Source organism: Geodermatophilus sp. SYSU D00867 (assembly GCF_054050315.1).
In genome coordinates this window covers 1-18271 of record NZ_JBJGZC010000008.1, presented here as the reverse complement: position 1 = coordinate 18271, position 18271 = coordinate 1, and the positions used below count along the sequence as shown (strand labels likewise).

Below are 18271 nucleotides of genomic sequence, written 5' to 3'. Positions count from 1 at the left end.
ATTCTCGTGTTCGACCTGGTTGCGCACGGCGTGTCCTGGACGCGGGGACCACGATGGGGGTCTGGACCCGAGCCCGGAGGTGCCGCTGTGACCGTGCCGTACGCCGACGAACCCCGCGCCGCGATGGTCGTCCCGCGCTTCGCCGTCCGTCAGCGGATCACCGTGATGGTCAACCGCTACGAGGTCCGCGCCGTCGGGCCGGACGGCACCGAGGGCGAGCTGCTGGCCATGGCGCAGCAGAAGCGGCTCAAGCTCAAGGAGGAGGTGGTCTTCACCGCCGACGAGGAGCGCACCCGGCCGGTCTTCTCCTTCCGCGCCCGCCAGCGCCTCGACGTGCACGCCGAGCACGACGTCCTCGACGAGCAGGGCCGCCCGCTCGGCACGTTCAGCAAGCGGTTCGGCGCCAGCCTGCTGCGCTCGACCTGGGACCTGTCGGTGCCGGGACTGACCGCCGTCGGCCGGGAGCGGCGGCCGGTGATCGCCGTGCTGCGGCGGGTGTGGGAGCTCATCCCCTACCTCGGCGACGTCTGGGTGCCGTTCGTCTTCCACTTCGACTTCGTCGACACCGCCACCGGCCGGCCGGTGCTGGTCGTCGAGCGGCGGAAGTCGATCCGCGACCGCTACGACGTCACCGTCCCCGACCCCCGGCTGGACTTCCGCGTCGCCGCCGCCATGGCCGTGGCCCTCGACGCGCTGCAGTCGCGATGACGGATCCCCGCGACGACTTCTGCGACGACTTCTGCGACGACTTCGACGGCGAGGACCTCGACCGCGACGTCTGGGTCCCGCACTACCTGCCGCAGTGGAGCTCCCGCGCGGCGACGGCGGCCTGCTACGAGGTCCGCGACTCCTGCCTGCGGCTGCACCTGCCCGACGACACCCCGCTGTGGTGCCCCGACGACCACCCGCCGCTGCGGATCTCGGGCATCCAGTCCGGCGTCTTCTCCGGGCCGGTCGGCAGCACGGTCGGGCAGCAGCCGGTGCGGCCCGGGGCGGTCGTCCGCGAGGAGCAGCCGGCGCACTGGGGCTGGACGCCGCGGTACGGGCGGCTGGAGATGCGCGCCCGCGCCACTGTGACGCCGCGGTCGATGGTCGCCTGGTGGCTGGTCGGGTTGGAGGACGTGCCCGAGCGCTCGGGCGAGCTGTGCGTGATGGAGGTGTTCGGCGACGCCGTCGACCCGGTCGAGGGCGCCGCCGTCGGGATGGGCACCCACCCGTTCCGCGACCCGCGGCTGGCCGAGGACTTCGCCGCGCCCCGGCCCGGCATCGACGTCGCCGACTGGCACACCTACGCCGTCGACTGGCGGCCCGACGGGGCGGCGTTCTCCGTGGACGGGCGGGTGGTGCGCGAGGTCGCGGTGACCCCGGACTACCCGCTGCAGTCGATGGTCGCCGTCTTCGACTTCCCGGAGAAGGCGGTGCCGGGGGAGCCCTACGTCGTCCCCGAGCTCGTCGTCGACCGGTTCCGGGGGAGCCGGGAAACCGGGTGACCGCGGCCGGTCGCGCCGCTACCGTCGCCCGCCGTGTCCAGCCGCACCTACCGCGTCGTCGTGCGCGGCGTCTTCGACGGTCTCGACGACGGCCGCCGTGCCTGGCTGCGCGAGCGCGCCGCCGGGCACGACCTGTTCGTCTCCGCCTTCACCGAGGAGGGGACGACGACCTACGACGACCGCCTCGCCGCCTTCAGCCACCGCGTCGTCGTGCGGGTCGAGCCCGGCCCCGGCGAGGAGGCTGAGGCGTGCACGGCCGGGGAGCTCTCGGCGCTGCGGTGGCTCGAGGACGCGGGCCTGGGCTGGCGGCGGCTGCGCTCGACGGCCACCTGCACCGACGACGTGCGGATCCGCCGCCGCTGACTCAGGCCGGCAGCGGGAAGACCAGCAGCGAGCTCGACGCCGTCGCGACCACCTTGCCGGCGGCGTCGGTGACCTGCCCCTCGGCGAAGGCGACCCGCCGGCCGGGCTTGACCACCGTGCCGACGGCGGTCAGCGGCCCGCTGGCGTGCGTGACCGCCCGCAGGTAGGTCACCTTCAGCTCGATCGAGGTGTAGCCGACGCCGTGCGGCAGCGTGGTGTGCACCGCGCAGCCGGCGACGGAGTCCAGCAGCGTGCAGACCAGCCCGCCGTGCACGACGCCGATCGGGTTGTAGACCGACTCGTCGACGGCGCAGGCGAACTCGACCCGGCCCTCCTCGACGGCGACCAGGTCCATCTGCAGCAGCTGGGCGATCGGGGGCGGCGGCAGCACGCCGTCGCGCACCGCCTCCAGCGTCTCCAGCCCCGAGCGCTTCCGGCCGCCGGCCGCGGTGACCAGCGGGTCGAACCAGGTGACCGTCCGGGAGCGCGGCTCGCCCCACCCGGCGGGCGCGCCGGTGGCCGGGTCGGTCCCGGTGCGGGCCTCAGTGCTCATGCGTCTCGTCCGCCGGCAGCCCGGACAGCGCGCGGCCGGCCGGCGTCAGCACCCGCTCGACCCGCGAGGAGCTGACCGGCTCGCCGCAGGTGCGGCACACCCACTCGGCGTCGACGGTGTGCTCCTCGTGCCCGGCCGGTGCGTGGGTCAGCCGCACCGGCGGCTCCTCGGCGGCCCAGCGGTCGCCCCACTGCAGCAGCGCCTGCAGCACCGGCAGCAGGTCGCGGCCGGAGGCGGTGAGGTGGTAGCCCGAGCGGGGCGGCGAGTCGCTGTACTGCCGGCGCTCGAGCACGCCGGCGGCGACCAGCGCGTTGAGCCGCGCGGTCAACCGGTCCCGGGGCGCCCCGGTGCCGCGGGCGATGTCGCTGAAGCGGTGGTTGCCCAGCGAGACCTCCCGGACCACCAGCAGCGACCACCGCTCGCCGACCAGTTCCAGGGCGGCGGCGATGGTGCACGGGCGGCCGGGCAGGTCCGCGAGGTCGTAGAGCGCGGTCACGCCGTCAGTTTGCACCTCGAACCGACCCGGCGCCACCGTCCGGCCCCGGGAACCCCGACGGGCGGGGACCCCGTGAGGGGTCCCCGCCCGTCGGCGGTCGTCGGGGTGCCGGGTTCAGCTCTTGGGACGCGCGCCGGCGCGCAGGGCGCCGAGCAGGTCGTGGTTGAGCCGGGAGATGTTCTCCATCGAGATGCCCTTGGGGCAGCTCGCCGAGCACTCGCCGATGTTGGTGCAGCCGCCGAAGCCCTCGAGGTCCTGCTGGTGGACCATGTTGATCACCCGGTCGTTCCGCTCGGGCTGACCCTGCGGCAGCAGCCCCAGGTGCGTGACCTTCGAGGCCGTGAACAGCATCGACGAGGCGTTCGGGCAGGCCGCCACGCAGGCGCCGCAGCCGATGCAGGTGGCGGCGTCGAAGGCGGCGTCGGAGTCCTTCTTGGCGACCAGGATCGAGTGCGCCTCGGGGGCGGTGCCGGTCGGGGCGCTGATGTAGCCGCCCGACTGGATGATCCGGTCGAACGCCGACCGGTCGACGGCGAGGTCCTTGATGACCGGGAACGCCGTCGCCCGCCACGGCTCGACGTCGATCGTGTCGCCGTCCTTGAACGACCGCATGTGCAGCTGGCAGGTGGTGGTCTGCGGGTGGTTGTCGAACAGGCCGTTGCCGTGGGCGCGGCCGTTGATCATGACGCCGCACGACCCGCAGATGCCCTCGCGGCAGTCGTGGTCGAAGGAGACCGGGTCCTCGCCGTTCAGGATGAGCTGCTCGTTGAGGACGTCGAGCATCTCGAGGAACGACATGTCCGGGGAGACGTCGGTGACCTCGTAGGTCACCATCTGCCCCTTCTCCGCCGCACTCCGCTGACGCCAGACACGCAGCTTGAGGTTCATTACTTGTAGCTCCGCTGGGCGAGGTGGACGTACTCGAACTCGAGGTCCTCCTTGTGGAGGACCGGCGGGACGCCCTCGGGCGTCCACTCCCAGGCCGCGACGTAGGCGAAGTTCTCGTCGTCGCGCAGGGCCTCCCCGTCGGGGGTCTGGCTCTCGGCCCGGAAGTGACCACCGCAGCTCTCGTTGCGGTGCAGTGCGTCGACGCACATCAGCTCGGCGAGCTCGATGAAGTCGGCGACGCGGCCGGCGTGCTCCAGGCTCTGGTTGAAGCGCCCGGCCTCGCCGGGGACCTTCACGTTGGTCCAGAACTCCTGCCGGATCTCGGGGATCCGGTCGAGCGCCTTGCGCAGGCTCTCCTCCGACCGCTCCATGCCGCAGAGGTCGAACATCAGCCGGCCGAGCTCGCGGTGGAAGGAGGCGGTGGTCCGGTTGCCGTTGATCGACAGCAGCTTCTCGGTCTGCGCGCGGACGCCCTCGAGCGCCTCGACCGCGGCCGGGTGCTGCGGGTCGACCTTGTCGAACGGGCCGGAGGCCAGGTAGTCGTTGATCGTGTTCGGCAGCACGAAGTAGCCGTCGGCCAGGCCCTGCATGAGGGCGCTGGCGCCGAGCCGGTTCGCGCCGTGGTCGGAGAAGTTGGCCTCGCCGATCACGAACAGGCCGGGGACGTTCGACTGCAGGTCGTAGTCGACCCACAGACCGCCCATCGTGTAGTGCACGGCCGGGTAGATCCGCATGGGGACCTCGTAGGGGTCCTCACCCGTGATCTGGGCGTACATGTCGAAGAGGTTGCCGTACTTGGCCTCGATGGCCGGCCGGCCGAGCCGCTGCATGGCCTCGGCGAAGTCGAGGTACACGCCCAGGCCGTTGGGGCCGACGCCGCGGCCCTCGTCGCAGACGTTCTTGGCCTGCCGCGACGCGATGTCGCGGGGGACCAGGTTGCCGAACGAGGGGTAGATCCGCTCGAGGTAGTAGTCGCGCTCGTCCTCGGGGATCTGCCGCGGGTCGCGGGTGTCGCCGCGCTCCTTGGGCACCCACACGCGGCCGTCGTTGCGCAGCGACTCGCTCATCAGCGTGAGCTTCGACTGGTACTCGCCGTGCACCGGGATGCAGGTCGGGTGGATCTGCGTGTAGCAGGGGTTGGCGAACAGCGCGCCCCGCTTGTGCGCCCGCCAGATCGCCGTGGCGTTGGAGCCCTTGGCGTTCGTGGACAGGTAGAAGACGTTGCTGTAGCCACCGGTGGCGAGCACCACGGCGTCGGCGAAGTGCGTGCTGATCTCGCCGGTGATCAGGTCGCGCGCCACGATGCCGCGGGCCCGGCCGTCGACGACGATCAGGTCGAGCATCTCCGTGCGCGGGAACTGCTCGACGGTGCCGGCCGCCATCTGCCGCTCGAGGGCCTGGTAGGCGCCGTACAGCAGCTGCTGGCCCGTCTGGCCGCGGGCGTAGAACGTCCGCGACACCTGGGTGCCGCCGAAGGAGCGGTTGTCGAGCAGGCCGCCGTACTCGCGGGCGAAGGGCACGCCCTGGGCCACGCACTGGTCGATGATGTTGACGCTGACCTCGGCCAGCCGGTGCACGTTGTCCTCGCGGGCGCGGAAGTCGCCGCCCTTGACCGTGTCGTAGAACAGCCGGTGCACCGAGTCGCCGTCGTTGCGGTAGTTCTTGGCGGCGTTGATGCCGCCCTGCGCGGCGACGCTGTGCGCGCGGCGCGGGCTGTCCTGGTACCAGAACGACTTGACCTTGTAGCCGGCCTCGCCGAGCGTGGCGGCGGCCGAGCCGCCGGCCAGGCCGGTGCCGACGACGATGACGGTCAGCTTGCGGCGGTTGGCCGGGTTGACCAGCTTCGCCCGGAAGCGGCGCTCGCTCCAGCGCTCGCCGATCGGGACGTCCCGAGGGGCCTTGGTGTCGGCGATCGGGTCGCCGACGGTGAACAGGTCGAGGGCCATGGGGAGTGCTCCTACTCGATGATGCCGACGAGGACGCTGAGCGGCGGGATCAGGAACCCGGCGGTCAGGACGACGGCGAAGACGGTGGCGAACGCGTTGACCGTCCGCTCACGCGTCTTGTTGCTCTGACCCAGCGTCTGGGTGGCACTCCAGATGCCGTGCCGCAGGTGGAAGCCCAGGGCCAGCAGCGCGACGACGTAGACCAGGGTGACGAACGGGTTGGAGAACCCGGCGATCGCGCGGTCGTAGGGCGTGGAGTCGTGGCCCTCGGGGTTCGCGACCCCGAGCGTGAGGTCGAGGATGTGGTAGACGATGAACAGCGCCAGGATCACGCCGCCCCAGCGCATGGTGCGCGAGGCGTAGCTCTGGGCCACCGCCTTGCGGGCCACGTACTGGGTGGGCCGGGCGCGCTTGGCCTGCCGCCACAGGGAGATCGCGGCCCAGATGTGCGCGACCACGGCCGCCAGCAGGACGACGCGGATGATCCACAGCACCGTCTGGCCCGGGACGGCCGGCTCGCCGATGCGGCGGATCCACTCCGAGTAGCCGTTGAAGGTCTCCGCGCCGGCGAAGAGCTTGAGGTTCCCCACCATGTGCGCGACCAGGTACAGGACCAGGATGATCCCGCTGACCGCCATCACGGCCTTCTTCGCGACCGAGCTGGTCTTCGCGACCTTCGGGGTCCTGCGCTGGCCCGAGTTCGTCACCGTCACCACGGCACCAAAGTTAGGCTCCATGCCCCGGTGTCGGCCATGTGAACACGACGTGACTCACCTCTCGTAAGGGAACCCTCAGCGCTGGTCAGGACGTTGGTGTCCGCCTGCCGGGGCGTGGCAGCGTGTCGGCACACCCACCCCATCGGAGGAGGACGCGTGGCAGGACCGACCAGGGGCTTCCTCGGCCGACGTCGCGAGCGCGACCCGCGGCTGCCCCCCGGCCAGTACGACGTCGGCCGCGACTGGCCCGTGCTGACCGCCGAGCCCACCCCGCGCATCGCGCCGGAGACCTGGAGCATCACCGTCGACGGCCGGGTGGAGAACCCGACCACCTGGACCTGGGACGACGTCCACCGGCTCCCGGCCTCGGACTACCGCGGCGACATCCACTGCGTCACCACGTGGTCCAAGTTCGACACGCACTTCGCCGGCGTCAGCGTGGACACCCTGCTGGAGGCCGCCCGTCCCACCGCCGACGCGCACTTCGTCATCGCGACGTCCAAGACCGGCTACACCACCAACCTGCCGCTCGAGGACGTCACCGGCGGCAGGGCGTGGATCGTCTGGGAGTTCGACGGGAAGCCGCTGCCGATCGAGCACGGCGGCCCGGTGCGGCTGCTCGTGCCGCACCTGTACTTCTGGAAGAGCGCGAAGTGGGTCACCCGGCTGACCCTCCTGCAGCGCGACCAGCAGGGGTTCTGGGAGCAGAACGGCTACCACGACCGCGGCGACCCGTGGCGCGAGCAGCGGTACCAGGGTGACTGAGGGAGGACCTCGTCCCGAGGCCGACGGGGAGCCGGCAGCGGGGCCGACCGATCCGCCACCCCGTCTGCGGCGGCGGGCACCGGCCGGGGGCTGGCGCACGGCGACCGTCCGCGAGGTCGACCGCCCCACCCCGCGCACCGTCCGGCTGCGGCTGGAGGTGCCCGACCGCGTCGACCACCTGGCCGGGCAGCACTACGTCGTCCGGCTCACCGCCGAGGACGGCTACCGGGCCCAGCGGTCCTACTCGCTGGCATCGGCGCCGGGGGACCCGCTGCTCGAGCTGCTGGTCGAGCGGCTCGACGACGGCGAGGTGTCCACCTACCTCGCCGACGTCGTCGAGGTGGGTGACGAGCTGGAGGTCCGCGGGCCGATCGGCGGCTGGTTCGTCTGGGAGGGCGACGGGCCGGCGCTGCTCGTGGGCGGGGGCACCGGCGTCGTCCCGTTCGTGTCGATGCTGCGCACCGCGCGCGAGCTGGGCCGCGAGGACCTGCTGCGGGTCGCCGTCTCCACCCGCACGCTGGCCGAGCTGCCGTACGCCGACGAGCTGCGGGCGGCCGGGGCGCTGGTGGTCACCACCCGGGAGCCGTCGGGGATCCGCCCCGCCGGCCGGCTGACCGCCGCGGACCTCGTGCCGCTGTGGGAGCCGGGCCAGACCGCCTACGTCTGCGGGTCCACGCCGTTCGCCGAGGCGGCCGGCCAGCTGCTGGTCGGCCTCGGCGTGCCGGAGCCGGACGTGCGGGTGGAGCGCTTCGGCCCCAGCGGCTCGTCGGGCTGAGGCCCCGCGGGCTCAGCGGCGGGAGCGCAGCCAGGAGCCCAGGGCCACGCCGGCCAGCGCCCAGAACGCGCCGGCGCCCACGCCGGCGAGCACGATCCAGAACGGGACGCGCATCTCGTCCTCGTCGGAGCGCCGGGTCGGGACGGGGCCGGGAGCGTCGGTCATGACGCCGAGCCTGGCCCCGCGGGTGCACCGGGTCCAGGGGCCGGGCGGTCCGTGACGTGCGTCGCGGACGAGAATCGGGGCATGCCGAGCGCCGTGCCGTCTGCCGTGGCCACCGCCGTCGAGGACGTCGACCCGCAGCTGCGCGAGGCCCTGCTGGCCTGCTGGACCGACGTCTCCAACGCCGGCGGCGCGGTCGGCTTCGTCCCCCCGGTCAGCCGGGACGACGTCGCCCCCGTGCTCGACTCCCTGCTCGAGCGGGTGGCGCAGGGCCGCGAGCGGGTGGTGGTGCTGCGCGCGGACGGCGAGCTCGCCGGCTGGGCGGTGCTGTCGCTGTCGGTCAGCCCGCTGCGCCGGCACTGGGCCACCGTGCTGCGGGTGCAGGTCCACCCGGCCCGGCAGGGGCAGGGGCTGGGCCGGGCGCTCATGAGCGGGGTGCACGACGCCGCCCGCGACCTCGGGCTGGAGATGCTGCACCTCACCGTGCGCGGCGGCTACGGCATCGAGGGCTTCTACCAGGGGCTGGGCTACCGCGAGTTCGGCCGGATGCCCGGCGCGATCCGGCTCGCCCCCGGCGACGACCGCGAGGAGATCCACCTCTACGTGGAGCTGTGACCCGCCGCGGGGTCGGCGCCGTCGACGGTGCCGCGGGTCGACAGCACCGCCAGGCGGGCGAACAGCTCCTCGGCGTACCAGCGCTCCTGCGCCGTCCGCCGGACCACCGCGGCGTGCTCGGGGCGGTCGTAGGCGAAGGCGTTCAGCGCCGCCGCGGAGTCCCAGACGCTGAAGGTGCCCTGCAGGCCCAGCGGCGCCTCGCCGATGCCGACGGCCATGCGCAGCCCCGGCGCCCGGTGCAGGTCCGCCGACACCGGCGGCACCGCGGACCAGAACCGGGCCGCCCGGCGCAGCACCAGCCGCGCCCGGGTCACCGCGGCCACCGGCCCGTCCCAGCGCTGCGGCCGCGGCCGGCCGAACGGCTCGCGGCCCGACCACAGCCCGCGCGCCGCCAGCGGGCGCAGCCGCGCCGACCACTCCTCCTCGGCGATCCGCCGCCAGCTCGCGGCGACGGGGGAGTCGTCGAGGGCGTCCGCGGCGGCGTCGTCGTCCCAGACCGCCAGCAGGCCCCAGCGGCGGGGGTCGGCGTCGCGGGCGGTGAACGTCCGCCCGTCGCCGGTGCCCAGCAGCTTGGCGAACCGCAGCCCCGGCAGGCGCGCGAGCGCCGGGCGGACCGAGGCCATCCGCAGCACCGCCCGCGGCACGGCGCGGCCGGGGACACCCCACAGGTGCAGGGTCACCGGTCCGGGCTCGGATGGACGCACGCGGCCGAGGGTAGGTGCGCACGGTGACCGACCAGCGGCGGATCCAGCTCGGCGACACCGACGCGCCCGCGGAGGACGAGGTCGTCCAGGCCTTCGACCGGGTGGTCAGCCAGGGCGCGCAGCGGCTGCACCGCACCTGGCGGGAGGTGCTCACCACCGGGCTCGCCGGCGGCCTGGAGGTCGCGATCGGCGTCCTCGCGCTGCTCGCGGTCTACGCGGAGACCGGCAGCCACCTGCTGGCCGGGCTGGCGTTCTCGATCGGGTTCATCGCCCTCCTGCTGGCCCGCAGCGAGCTGTTCACCGAGGGCTTCCTGCTGCCGGTGACCGCCGTCGTCGCCGGCCGGGCGAGCTGGTCGCAGCTGGGGAAGCTGTGGGCCGGGACGCTGGTGGGCAACCTCGTCGGCGGGTGGCTGGCGATGTGGGTGGTGGTGCACGGCTTCCCGCAGCTCGGGCCCACCGTCGTCGAGTCGGCGCGGCACTTCGTCGAGTCCCCGCTGGACCTGCGCGCGGTGTGCCTGGCCTTCCTCGGCGGCGTCGGCATCACGCTCATGACCCGCATGCAGAACGGCACCTCCGCCGACGGCGCCAAGATCGTCGCCGCGGTCGCCGGCGCGTTCGTCCTGGCCGGGCTGCAGCTGTTCCACTCGATCCTGGACTCGCTGCTGGCCTTCGGCGCGATCCACACCGGCACCGCGCCGTTCGGCTACGGCGAGTGGCTGGCCTGGTTCTGGTACGTCACGTTGCTCAACATGGCCGGCGGGCTGATCGTGGTCACCCTGCTGCGGCTGGTGCGCAGCAAGGAGCTGATCCAGCGGGAACGCGCCGCGGCCGCCCGGGACTAGCCTGCCGGGCTCCCCGGCCTCCGGTCGCCACACTGTCCGCGTGATCGAGGTCGACGGGCTGACCAAGCACTACCGGACGCGGGTCGCGGTCGACGACGTCGGCTTCACCGTGCACCCGGGCCGGGTGACCGGCTTCCTCGGCCCGAACGGCTCGGGCAAGACGACGACGATGCGCTGCGTGCTCGGCCTGACCCGGCCCACCGCCGGGACGGCGACGGTGCTCGGCGTGCCCTACCGCGACCTCGACGTGCCCATGCGGCGGGTCGGCGCGCTGGTGGACCCGCGGGCGCGCCATCCCGGCCGCACCGCGTACGCGCACCTGCTCGCGCTGGCGCAGGGCAACGGCCTGCCCGCCTCCCGGGTGGACGACGTCGTCGAGCTGGTCGGCCTCGGCGCGGTGGCGCACGAGCGGGTGCGCGGCTTCTCGCTGGGGATGGGCCAGCGGCTCGGCATCGCCGCGGCGCTGCTCGGCGACCCCGAGGTGCTGCTGCTCGACGAGCCGGTCAACGGCCTGGACCCGGAGGGCATCCGCTGGGTGCGCGGCCTGCTGCGCGACCTCGCCGACGAGGGCCGCACGGTGCTGGTGTCCAGCCACCTGATGAGCGAGATGGAGGACACCGCCGACCACCTGGTCGTGCTCGGCCGCGGCCGGCTGCTCGCCGACGTCCCGATGGCCGACCTCCTCGGCCGGCACGCCGCGGTGCGCGTGCGCAGCCCGCAGGCGCCGCTGCTGGCCGCCGCGCTGCGCCGGGCCGGGGCCGGGGTGGCGCTGGAGACCGACGGCGCGCTGCGGGTGGAGGGCCTCGCCCCGGCCGCGGTGGGCGACGTCGCCTTCGCCGCGCGGGTGCCGGTGCACGAGCTGACCCCGGTGGTCGCCTCGCTGGAGGCGGCCTACCTGGAGCTGACCGGCGAGGACGTCGAGTACCGGGCGGGTGCGGCGTGAGGGTCGGCCTGACGGCGGTGCTGCGCGCCGAGTGGACCAAGCTGCGGACGCTGCGCTCCACCTGGTGGTGCAGCGCCGTCTACCTGCTCGTCGTCGGCGCGTTCGGGTGGCTGGCCGCGGCCACCACGCCGACGGCGCCGGACCCGGACGCCGCGGTCGGCGTCGCGCTGATCGGGTTCGCCTTCGGCCAGGTGGTGCTCGTCGTCCTCGGGGTGCTCGCGGTCACCGCCGACCTGGGCAGCGGGATGGCGCTGTCCTCGCTGGTCGCCGTGCCGCGCCGCACCCGGCTGCTGGGGGCCAAGACGGCCGTCGTCGCGGCGTGGGCGGCGCTGCTCACCGCGCTGCTGGTGGCCGCGTGCGCCCTGGCCGCGCGGACGCTGGTCGCGGTGCCCGGCGGCGTGCCCCTCGACGACCCGGACGTGCTGCGGTCGGCCGGCCTGCAGGTGGCCGGCGCGGTGCTGGTGACGGTGCTCGCCGCCGGGCTCGGGGCCGTGCTGCGCTCGACCGCCGGCGCGCTCGGGCTGGGCGTCGCGCTGGTGTTCGTCGCCCCGCCCGCGCTGGCGCTGGCCGGCGGGCGGACCGCCGAGCTGCTGTCGCAGGCGCTGCCGGCGCTGCGGGTGGGCGGGGAGCCCTTCCTCGCCGTCCCGACGAGCTGGCAGGTGGGCCTGGCGGTGTCGGCGGCGTGGGCGGTCGCCGCCTGGGTGCTGGGCGCGGGCCTGGTCGAGCGCCGCGACGCCTAGCGCCGCGCGGTCTGGCGCCCGAGCCGGCCACCCGGCAGCATCCCGGCAGCCGCGCGACCCCGAGGAGCCCGCGATGCCCGTCCCCGCCACCGTCGAGGAGTACCTGGCGGCCCTGCCCGAGGAGGCCCGGACGGCGCTGGAGCAGGTGCGTGCCGCCGTGCTCCGCGGCATGCCCGGGGCCACCGAGACGATCCGCTACGGCATGCCGGCCGCCGTGCTCGGCGGCCGCTACGGCCTGCACTACGCCGCCTGGAAGCGGCACGCGGCGCTCTACCCGGTGCCCCTGTTCGACGGCGACCTGGAGGCCGAGGTCGCGCCGCACCGCTCGGGCAAGGACGCGGTGCACCTGCCCTACCGCCGCCCGGTGCCCGAGGACCTGGTCGAGCGGGTGGCCGCGGCGGTGGCGGCCCGGCGCGCCTAGCGGGGACCGGACGCGACCGCGCGGAAGGCCACCGAACGGAAGGCCTCGAAGAGCGCCGGCGGCGCCGGCGAGGACCACATCTGGTTGGTCAGCAGGACCGCGGTGGTGCCGGTGACCGGGTCGGTCCACCAGGTGCTGCCCAGCCCGCCGTCCCAGCCGAAGGAGCCGGCGTGCCGGCCGCCGGGCTCGTCGGTGCGGCGGACGCCGAGGCCCAGGCCCCAGCCGCCGCCCTCGTCGTCGACCGGGCCGGCCTGCTCGGTGAGCATCGCCCGCACCGTCTGCTCGCGCAGCACCGGCTCCCCGCCGGCGAGCAGCACCCGGGCGAGGACGGCGAGGTCGTCGACGGTGGAGACCAGGCCGTCCCCGCCGTCGGGGAAGGGCGGCGGGGACGCCCACTGGCCGTCGGCGGGGTCGTACAGCTGCCGCCGGCCCCGCTCGTCCGGCGGCGTCCAGTGCGGGCCGAACCGGCCGCGGGCCGGCGCCGGCACGCCGAAGCCGGTGTCGGTCATCCCGAGCGGGACCAGCACCCGCTCGGCGAGCACCTCGGGCAGCGGCCGGCCGGCCGCGCGGGCCACGAGGACGCCGAGCACGCTCGCGCCGGTGTGGTAGAGCCAGCGCTCGCCGGGCTGGTGCGCCAGCGGGACGCCGGCCACCCGGCGCAGCCACTCGTCCGGCGGGGGAGCGGCCTGCGGTGCCGGCGGCCCGGCGGGCAGGCCCGCCTCACCGAGCGCGGCGACGGTCGGGGTGGGCCACGGCGCGGTGAAGTCGATGCCCAGGCCGAGCCGGGAGGTGAGGACGTCGCGCACCGTGACCGCCCGCCGCGCCTCGACCGTGCCCGCGCCCGCGTCGGCGGGGTCGGCGAGCACCCGCCGGCCGGCCAGCTCGGGCAGCAGCCGGTCCACCGGCTCGTCGAGGGCCAGCGTGCCGTCGTCGACGAGGGTGAGCGCGGCCGTGGCCACCACCGGCTTGGTCACCGAGGAGATGCGGAAGACGGTGTCCGGGGCGACCGGGTCGTCCCCGCCCGGGGTGTGGGTGCCTGCCGCGCCGCGGGCCACCTCGTCCCCGCGCCGCACCAGCCACGCGGCGCCCGGCACCGCCCCGGCCGCCACGGCGCCGGACACCACCTGCTCGATCTCCTCGGCCGGACCCATGCAGGGGTGACCGCCCGGGGAGCCCGGGCTCATCGGTCGCGGGCGGCCCGGCGCAGCGTCGCCCGGTAGCGGGCGGTGGCCAGCCGCTGCAGGGCCCAGCTCGCCGGCGGCACGAGGCGGGCGGCGGGGGAGGCCAGCCGGGAGAACACCCGGATCGAGGCGACGACGTCGCCGCCGGGGTCGAGCCGGACGGTGAAGCACTCCTCGCCGCTCTCGGGGTGGCCGGGCAGCGAGCCGTAGGCGAAGCCGCGCTCGTCGCCGGTCGTCGACGCCCAGACGACCCGGCAGGGGATGTCGTAGCCCAGCCGCGGCAGCCCCGCGGTGAGGACGACGACGGTGCCGACCTCGCCGGGCGAGCCGGTCGCGCGCACCCGCAGGCCGGTGCTGCGCTGCGGCGCCCAGGCGAACACCGCCGCGGCGACCCGCTCGAACGCCGCGCGGCCGGAGCCGACGACCTCGGTCCACGTGCCGGTGCGGTAGCCGGCGGGGAGCTCGGCGGCGCGCGTGGCGCCGACCTCGGCGTAGGTGAGCGGCGCGTCGCGCAGGTCGGCGGGGGAGACGGCACGGAGGAGACCCATGGGCCGAGTCTGTGCGCCGTGCCACGGCGACGGGCGGTGGCCGGCGCCGCCGGCTCAGCGCACCCCGGCCAGGTGCCGGCCGGCCGCGTGCACGGGCGCGACGTCGGACTCGCGGATGCCGTAGCGGGCGTAGAGCCGGCCCAGCGGCCCCGGCGCCCACCAGTTGGCCCGGCCCAGCAGCCGCATCGTCGCCGGTACCAGCAGGGTCCGCACCACCGTCGCGTCGACCACGATGGCGATGAGCATGGCCACGCCGATCATCTTGATCAGCACGACGCCGGAGACGGAGAACGCGCCGATCACCACGAGCAGCAGCAGTGCCGCGCTGGTGATGATCCCGCCGGTGCGCTGCAGCCCGGTGGCGACGGCGGCGGTGTTGTCGCCGGTCAGGTCGTACTGCTCGCGGATCCGGGACATGAGGAAGACCTCGTAGTCCATCGACAGCCCGAAGACGATGGCCAGCACCAGGATCGGTGAGGTGGCCTCGATGAACCCGGTCGGGGTGAAGCCCAGGACGCCGGAGAGGTTGCCGTCCTGGAAGATCCACACCAGCGCGCCGAAGGAGGCGCCCAGCGACAGGACGTTCACGAGCACGGCCTTGAGCGGCAGCACGACCGACCCGAAGGCCAGGAACAGCAGGACGGACGACGTCACCGCCACCAGCAGCGCCATCCAGGGCAGCAGCGCACCCAGGCTGTCCAGCAGGTCGGCGTACACCGCGCCGGTGCCGCCGACGAGGACCTCGGCGCCGTCCGGCGCGGGCACCTGCCGGACCGCGGCCACCAGGTCCCGGCCCTCGGCCCCCATCGCGTTCACGTCCGCGGCGACCACCACCCGTGCCGTGCTGCCGGCGACCTCGGCGACCGTGGCGCCGTCCACCCGTGGGACGGCCTCGACGGCGGCGACGTAGGACTGCAGCGCAGCGCTGCCCTCCGCCGTGTCGGCAGGAGCGGGGAGGGTGAGGACCGCCTCGACCGGACCGGACGGGCTCGGCGGGAAGTCCCGCTCGATCGTCTCGGCGACCACCCGGCTCTCCGCGCCCTCGGGCATGGCGCGCACGTCGATGCCGCCGAACTCCGCGCGCGTGAACGGCAGGGCCAGCGCGACGAGCAGCGCCCCCACGACCAGCGTGTACAGGACCGGACGGCGCATGACGCTGTGCGCGATGCGGTACCAGGCCCCGTTCCGCTCGACGTCCGCGTGCGCCGGGCGCCGCCGTCGACGCACAGGGCGCCGCACCGACAGGGCGTCGACGCGGGGACCGAGCACGGCCAGCAGCGCCGGCAGCAGGGTGAGCGCGGCGAGCATCGCGATGAACACGGCGCTCATCCCGCCGAAGCCCATCGACCGCAGGAACACCTGCGGGAAGATCAGCAGGCCCGCGAGTGAGACCGCCACGGTGATGCCGGAGACGGCGACCGTGCGCCCGGCGGTCGCCATGGTCCGGGCGAGGGCGTCCTCCACCGTCGCCTGCCGGCGCACCTCCTCGCGGAACCGGCTGACCACGAACAGCCCGTAGTCGATGGCCAGCCCGAGGCCGAGCACGGTGACCACGTTGACCGCGAAGATCGACACGTCGGTGACCAGTCCGAAGGCGCGCAGGGCCGCGAACGAGCCGAGGATCGCGGTCACCCCGATCGCCAGGGGCAGGGCGGCCGCGGCGAGGCCACCGAAGACGACCACGAGCAGGACCGCCAGGACCGGCAGCGAGATGGTCTCGGCCGTCGCGATGTCCTCGCTCACCAGGACGTTCATGTCCCGGTTGAGGGTCACCTCGCCGCCGATCAGGGTGGTCAGCCCAGGGGCGGCCAGGTCGCCCTCGATGGCGTCGAGGACGTCCTCGCGCCCGTCCTCGTCGCCGCGCAGGCTGAGGACGGCGTAGGTGCTGCGCCGGTCCTCGCTCACCAGGGAGGACGCGCCCGTGTCGAACCAGGACACCGTGCGCAGCACGTCGTCCTCGGGCAGGGCGCCGAGCGTGGAGGTGACCGCCTCGGCGTAGGCCGGGTCGTCGACCGTCGACGCGTCGCTGGAGTACAGGACGACGACGTCGGCCGCGCTGCGGCCCAGCTCGTGCTCGGCCACCTCGGCGGCCCGGGAACTCTCGCTGTCGGGGTCGAAGAACCCGCCGCCGGTCATCTGGCCGAAGACGCCGGTACCCCAGACGCCGGCGAAGGCGACGAACGCCACCGACAGCGCCAGGACCCACCGGCGCCTCCGGTACACGGCGCGACCCAGTGCCTCGAACACGGTCCCTCCCTCGTCCCGGTGGCCGGGCCGGTCACCCCTCGGCCGGCGGCGGCAGCCCTGCGTCCGCCGATGGTCGGGGGACGCGGGAGCGGGGGCCGTCGTCCCGGCGACACGGGCGCGGCTCGGGGTCCGGCGTGACACCGGACAGCCGGCACCGGGGGAGCACCCGCACCCGACCCCGTCCGTCCACAGCGCGCTCCGCCCGTCGCCCCCGTGGTGCCCCGGGAGCGTGTGACAGCCGTGCACGTCCCCGTGCGGCCGCAGCATGACGGTCGGGTCCGCGTCGGGGAAGGCGGAGCGACGCGGGATCGTCGCCTCGACGCCCCGGCCGGGTCGGCGGCGGGGTGGCGGGGGCGCGTGGCCCGCCTGGACGGGTGAGCGGTGTGTCGCGCAGGCCCTCGGGCGACACGGCCCGGAACGGGCCCGTGGTCGGGATCCGGACCGGCGTAGGTTGACCGGCACTGTGCTGCCCGCCGTCACCGCCACCCGCTACGTCACCCCGCTGCGCGAGGGGGGCTCGCTGCCCGGGCTCATGGAGGCCGACGACCTCGGCACCTACGTGGTCAAGTGGCGGGCCGCCGGCCAGGGCGTGCGGGTGCTGGTGGCGGAGGTGGTGTGCGGCGAGCTGGCCCGGGCGCTGGCGCTGCCGGTGCCGGCGCTGGTCACCGTCGACGTCGTCCCGGAGCTGGCCGTGGGCGAGCCCGACCCCGAGGTGCAGGAGCTGCTGCAGCGCTCGGCCGGGCGCAACCTGGGGCTGGACTACCTGCCCGGCGCCCTGGACTTCGAGGCCGGGGTGGGCGAGGTCGAGCCCGAGCTGGCCGGCCGGGTGCTGTGGTTCGACGCGCTGGTGGGCAACGTCGACCGGTCCTGGCGCAACCCCAACATGCTGTTCTGGCACGGCCGGCTGCAGCTGATCGACCACGGCGCCGCGCTCACCTTCCACCACTCGTGGGCGGGGGCGCCGGCCGCCGTCGCCCGCCCCTACGACGCCGCCCAGCACGCGCTGGTGGAGTGCTCGCCGGACCTGCGCGCCGCCGACGCCGACCTCGCGCCGCGGGTCACCCGGCCGCTGCTGGAGCGGGTGCTGGCACAGGTGCCCGACGACTGGCTCGAGGGACCGGAGCCCGGCGAGCCGCCGGCCGCGGTCCGGGAGCGCTACGCGTCCCAGCTGCTGGCCCGCCTGGCCGCCCGCGACGCGTGGCTGCCCGGCGTGGTGGCCGCGGCCGCCGCGGGCGCGGGGGCACGCCGCCGCTCGCCGCGCGGGGAGAACCGGCCGGCGTGGCTGGGCCCGCCCCCGCCGCCGGGGGTGACCCAGCGGTGAGCCGGGAGACCTTCGAGTACGCCGTCCTGCGGGTGGTGCCGCGGGTGGAGCGGGGCGAGGCGCTCAACGCCGGCGTCCTCGTCTACTGCCGGCAGCGCGACTACCTGGGCAGCCGGGTGAACCTCGACGTCGACCGGCTGCGCGCGCTGGACCCGACCGCCGACCCCGCCGCCATCGGCCGTGCGCTGCAGGCCGCCGCCGACGTGTGCGCCGCCGACCCCGCCGCCGGCGCCGCGGGCCGGGAGGCGCTCGGCTCGCGGTTCCGCTGGCTCACCGCGCCGCGCAGCACCGTCGTCCAGCCCGGCCCGGTGCACACCGGGCTCACCGAGGACCCCGACGCCGAGGCCGACCGGCTGCTGCGGTTGCTGGTGCTGCCGGTCGAGGACTGAGCACCGTCCGGCGGGCCGGGCCCGGACGGGGTCCTCCGCCTAGCTGTAGTGCCCAGCTGCGTTGCTGACGGTGGTGCGGCTGATCGGTGGCTGTCCGTCGAGCGCGGTGTGGCTGCGGTGATGGTTGTAGGTGTGTAGCCAGGCGGGCAAGGCAGCGGCGCGTTCT

Annotated in this window: 22 protein-coding genes and 1 pseudogene; 12 read left to right on the top strand and 11 right to left on the bottom strand. The window is 75.1% G+C overall.

Features of this window, described 5'->3' with window-relative positions:
- Window positions 1-87: 87 nt before the first annotated feature.
- Genes ACI8AK_RS09065 through ACI8AK_RS09055 form a run of 3 tightly spaced genes read left to right on the top strand, consistent with a single transcriptional unit; the run spans window position 88 to window position 1853 of the window.
- Entirely contained in the window at window positions 88-708 is a 621-nt protein-coding gene (locus ACI8AK_RS09065; RefSeq protein WP_387986385.1) for an LURP-one-related/scramblase family protein, read from the top strand.
- Window positions 705-1490, top strand: coding sequence for a glycoside hydrolase family 16 protein (locus tag ACI8AK_RS09060; RefSeq protein ID WP_456955927.1), 786 nt, complete (start codon window positions 705-707; stop codon window positions 1488-1490). The genes ACI8AK_RS09065 and ACI8AK_RS09060 overlap by 4 nt, the downstream gene beginning before the upstream one ends.
- A 33-nt stretch (window positions 1491-1523) precedes the next feature.
- Window positions 1524-1853, top strand: coding sequence for a DUF6204 family protein (locus tag ACI8AK_RS09055; protein WP_387986381.1), 330 nt, complete (start codon window positions 1524-1526; stop codon window positions 1851-1853).
- Window position 1854: 1 nt separating this feature from the next.
- Here the strand turns inward: ACI8AK_RS09055 and ACI8AK_RS09050 are convergent, their stop codons facing one another.
- The 5 genes from ACI8AK_RS09050 to ACI8AK_RS09030 form a co-directional block, all read right to left on the bottom strand.
- Window positions 1855-2406 carry a PaaI family thioesterase gene (locus tag ACI8AK_RS09050; protein WP_456955925.1) on the bottom strand — a complete coding sequence of 184 codons (552 nt, stop codon included), beginning with the start codon at window positions 2404-2406 and terminating at the stop codon, window positions 1855-1857.
- The gene (locus ACI8AK_RS09045) at window positions 2396-2902 is read right to left on the bottom strand and encodes a winged helix-turn-helix transcriptional regulator (RefSeq protein WP_387986375.1); all 507 of its coding nucleotides are present in this window, start codon (window positions 2900-2902) and stop codon (window positions 2396-2398) included. The genes ACI8AK_RS09050 and ACI8AK_RS09045 overlap by 11 nt, the downstream gene beginning before the upstream one ends.
- Window positions 2903-3016: 114 nt before the next feature.
- Window positions 3017-3736: a succinate dehydrogenase/fumarate reductase iron-sulfur subunit gene (locus tag ACI8AK_RS09040; RefSeq protein WP_456955923.1), complete on the bottom strand. Its 720-nt coding sequence runs from the start codon at window positions 3734-3736 to the stop codon at window positions 3017-3019.
- Between the two features lie 53 nt (window positions 3737-3789).
- Complete coding sequence (locus tag ACI8AK_RS09035) at window positions 3790-5736, bottom strand: fumarate reductase/succinate dehydrogenase flavoprotein subunit (protein ID WP_387986370.1); 1947 nt, start codon at window positions 5734-5736, stop codon at window positions 3790-3792.
- 11 nt (window positions 5737-5747) lie between these two features.
- On the bottom strand, window positions 5748-6452 hold the full coding sequence (locus ACI8AK_RS09030) for a succinate dehydrogenase cytochrome b subunit (protein ID WP_387986368.1): 705 nt from the start codon (window positions 6450-6452) through the stop codon (window positions 5748-5750).
- 156 nt (window positions 6453-6608) lie between these two features.
- Between ACI8AK_RS09030 and ACI8AK_RS09025 the strand changes: the two genes are divergently transcribed.
- Both ACI8AK_RS09025 and ACI8AK_RS09020 read left to right on the top strand, forming a co-directional pair.
- Window positions 6609-7217 carry a sulfite oxidase-like oxidoreductase gene (locus ACI8AK_RS09025; protein ID WP_387986365.1) on the top strand — a complete coding sequence of 203 codons (609 nt, stop codon included), beginning with the start codon at window positions 6609-6611 and terminating at the stop codon, window positions 7215-7217.
- The gene (locus tag ACI8AK_RS09020; RefSeq protein ID WP_456955922.1) at window positions 7210-7992 is read left to right on the top strand and encodes an FAD-binding oxidoreductase; all 783 of its coding nucleotides are present in this window, start codon (window positions 7210-7212) and stop codon (window positions 7990-7992) included. The genes ACI8AK_RS09025 and ACI8AK_RS09020 overlap by 8 nt, the downstream gene beginning before the upstream one ends.
- Window positions 7993-8004: 12 nt before the next feature.
- On the opposite strand, the gene ACI8AK_RS09015 is transcribed toward ACI8AK_RS09020, so the two are convergent.
- Complete coding sequence (locus ACI8AK_RS09015) at window positions 8005-8157, bottom strand: hypothetical protein (protein WP_456902291.1); 153 nt, start codon at window positions 8155-8157, stop codon at window positions 8005-8007.
- Between the two features lie 81 nt (window positions 8158-8238).
- Here ACI8AK_RS09015 and ACI8AK_RS09010 point away from each other — a divergent pair, with 81 nt between their 5' ends.
- Window positions 8239-8769 (top strand): GNAT family N-acetyltransferase, encoded by a 531-nt coding sequence (locus ACI8AK_RS09010; protein WP_387986356.1) that lies wholly within the window; start codon window positions 8239-8241, stop codon window positions 8767-8769.
- On the opposite strand, the gene ACI8AK_RS09005 is transcribed toward ACI8AK_RS09010, so the two are convergent.
- Window positions 8754-9473 carry a monooxygenase gene (locus ACI8AK_RS09005; RefSeq protein WP_387986353.1) on the bottom strand — a complete coding sequence of 240 codons (720 nt, stop codon included), beginning with the start codon at window positions 9471-9473 and terminating at the stop codon, window positions 8754-8756. The genes ACI8AK_RS09010 and ACI8AK_RS09005 overlap by 16 nt on opposite strands.
- A gap of 23 nt (window positions 9474-9496) precedes the next feature.
- On the opposite strand from ACI8AK_RS09005, the gene ACI8AK_RS09000 reads away from it, so the two are divergent.
- The 4 genes from ACI8AK_RS09000 (at window position 9497) to ACI8AK_RS08985 (ending at window position 12419) form a co-directional block, all read left to right on the top strand.
- A complete protein-coding gene (locus tag ACI8AK_RS09000) occupies window positions 9497-10315 on the top strand; it encodes a formate/nitrite transporter family protein (protein WP_387986351.1) in 819 nt (272 codons plus the stop codon).
- 40 nt (window positions 10316-10355) lie between these two features.
- Window positions 10356-11258: an ATP-binding cassette domain-containing protein gene (locus ACI8AK_RS08995; protein ID WP_456902292.1), complete on the top strand. Its 903-nt coding sequence runs from the start codon at window positions 10356-10358 to the stop codon at window positions 11256-11258.
- Complete coding sequence (locus ACI8AK_RS08990; protein WP_456902293.1) at window positions 11255-11998, top strand: ABC transporter permease; 744 nt, start codon at window positions 11255-11257, stop codon at window positions 11996-11998. The genes ACI8AK_RS08995 and ACI8AK_RS08990 overlap by 4 nt, the downstream gene beginning before the upstream one ends.
- A 73-nt stretch (window positions 11999-12071) precedes the next feature.
- On the top strand, window positions 12072-12419 hold the full coding sequence (locus ACI8AK_RS08985; RefSeq protein WP_456902294.1) for an iron chaperone: 348 nt from the start codon (window positions 12072-12074) through the stop codon (window positions 12417-12419).
- On the opposite strand, the gene ACI8AK_RS08980 is transcribed toward ACI8AK_RS08985, so the two are convergent.
- From ACI8AK_RS08980 to ACI8AK_RS08970, 3 genes are read right to left on the bottom strand one after another with little or no spacing between them, the layout of a single operon-like run.
- Entirely contained in the window at window positions 12416-13570 is a 1155-nt protein-coding gene (locus ACI8AK_RS08980) for a serine hydrolase domain-containing protein (RefSeq protein ID WP_456955920.1), read from the bottom strand. The genes ACI8AK_RS08985 and ACI8AK_RS08980 overlap by 4 nt on opposite strands.
- A 29-nt stretch (window positions 13571-13599) precedes the next feature.
- Window positions 13600-14148: a DUF1990 family protein gene (locus ACI8AK_RS08975; RefSeq protein WP_456902296.1), complete on the bottom strand. Its 549-nt coding sequence runs from the start codon at window positions 14146-14148 to the stop codon at window positions 13600-13602.
- A 54-nt stretch (window positions 14149-14202) separates the two neighbouring features.
- Complete coding sequence (locus ACI8AK_RS08970) at window positions 14203-16395, bottom strand: MMPL family transporter (protein ID WP_456955918.1); 2193 nt, start codon at window positions 16393-16395, stop codon at window positions 14203-14205.
- Window positions 16396-16858: 463 nt separating this feature from the next.
- On the opposite strand from ACI8AK_RS08970, the gene ACI8AK_RS08965 reads away from it, so the two are divergent.
- Together ACI8AK_RS08965 and ACI8AK_RS08960 are read left to right on the top strand one after the other, a co-directional pair.
- A complete protein-coding gene (locus ACI8AK_RS08965) occupies window positions 16859-17716 on the top strand; it encodes a HipA family kinase (RefSeq protein WP_387986331.1) in 858 nt (285 codons plus the stop codon).
- Window positions 17713-18105: a DUF3037 domain-containing protein gene (locus tag ACI8AK_RS08960; protein ID WP_456955916.1), complete on the top strand. Its 393-nt coding sequence runs from the start codon at window positions 17713-17715 to the stop codon at window positions 18103-18105. Before ACI8AK_RS08965 ends, ACI8AK_RS08960 begins: the two co-directional genes overlap by 4 nt.
- Before the next feature lie 39 nt (window positions 18106-18144).
- On the opposite strand, the pseudogene ACI8AK_RS08955 reads toward ACI8AK_RS08960, so the two are convergent.
- A pseudogene (locus tag ACI8AK_RS08955) lies at window positions 18145-18271 on the bottom strand (IS481 family transposase); the annotation flags it as partial.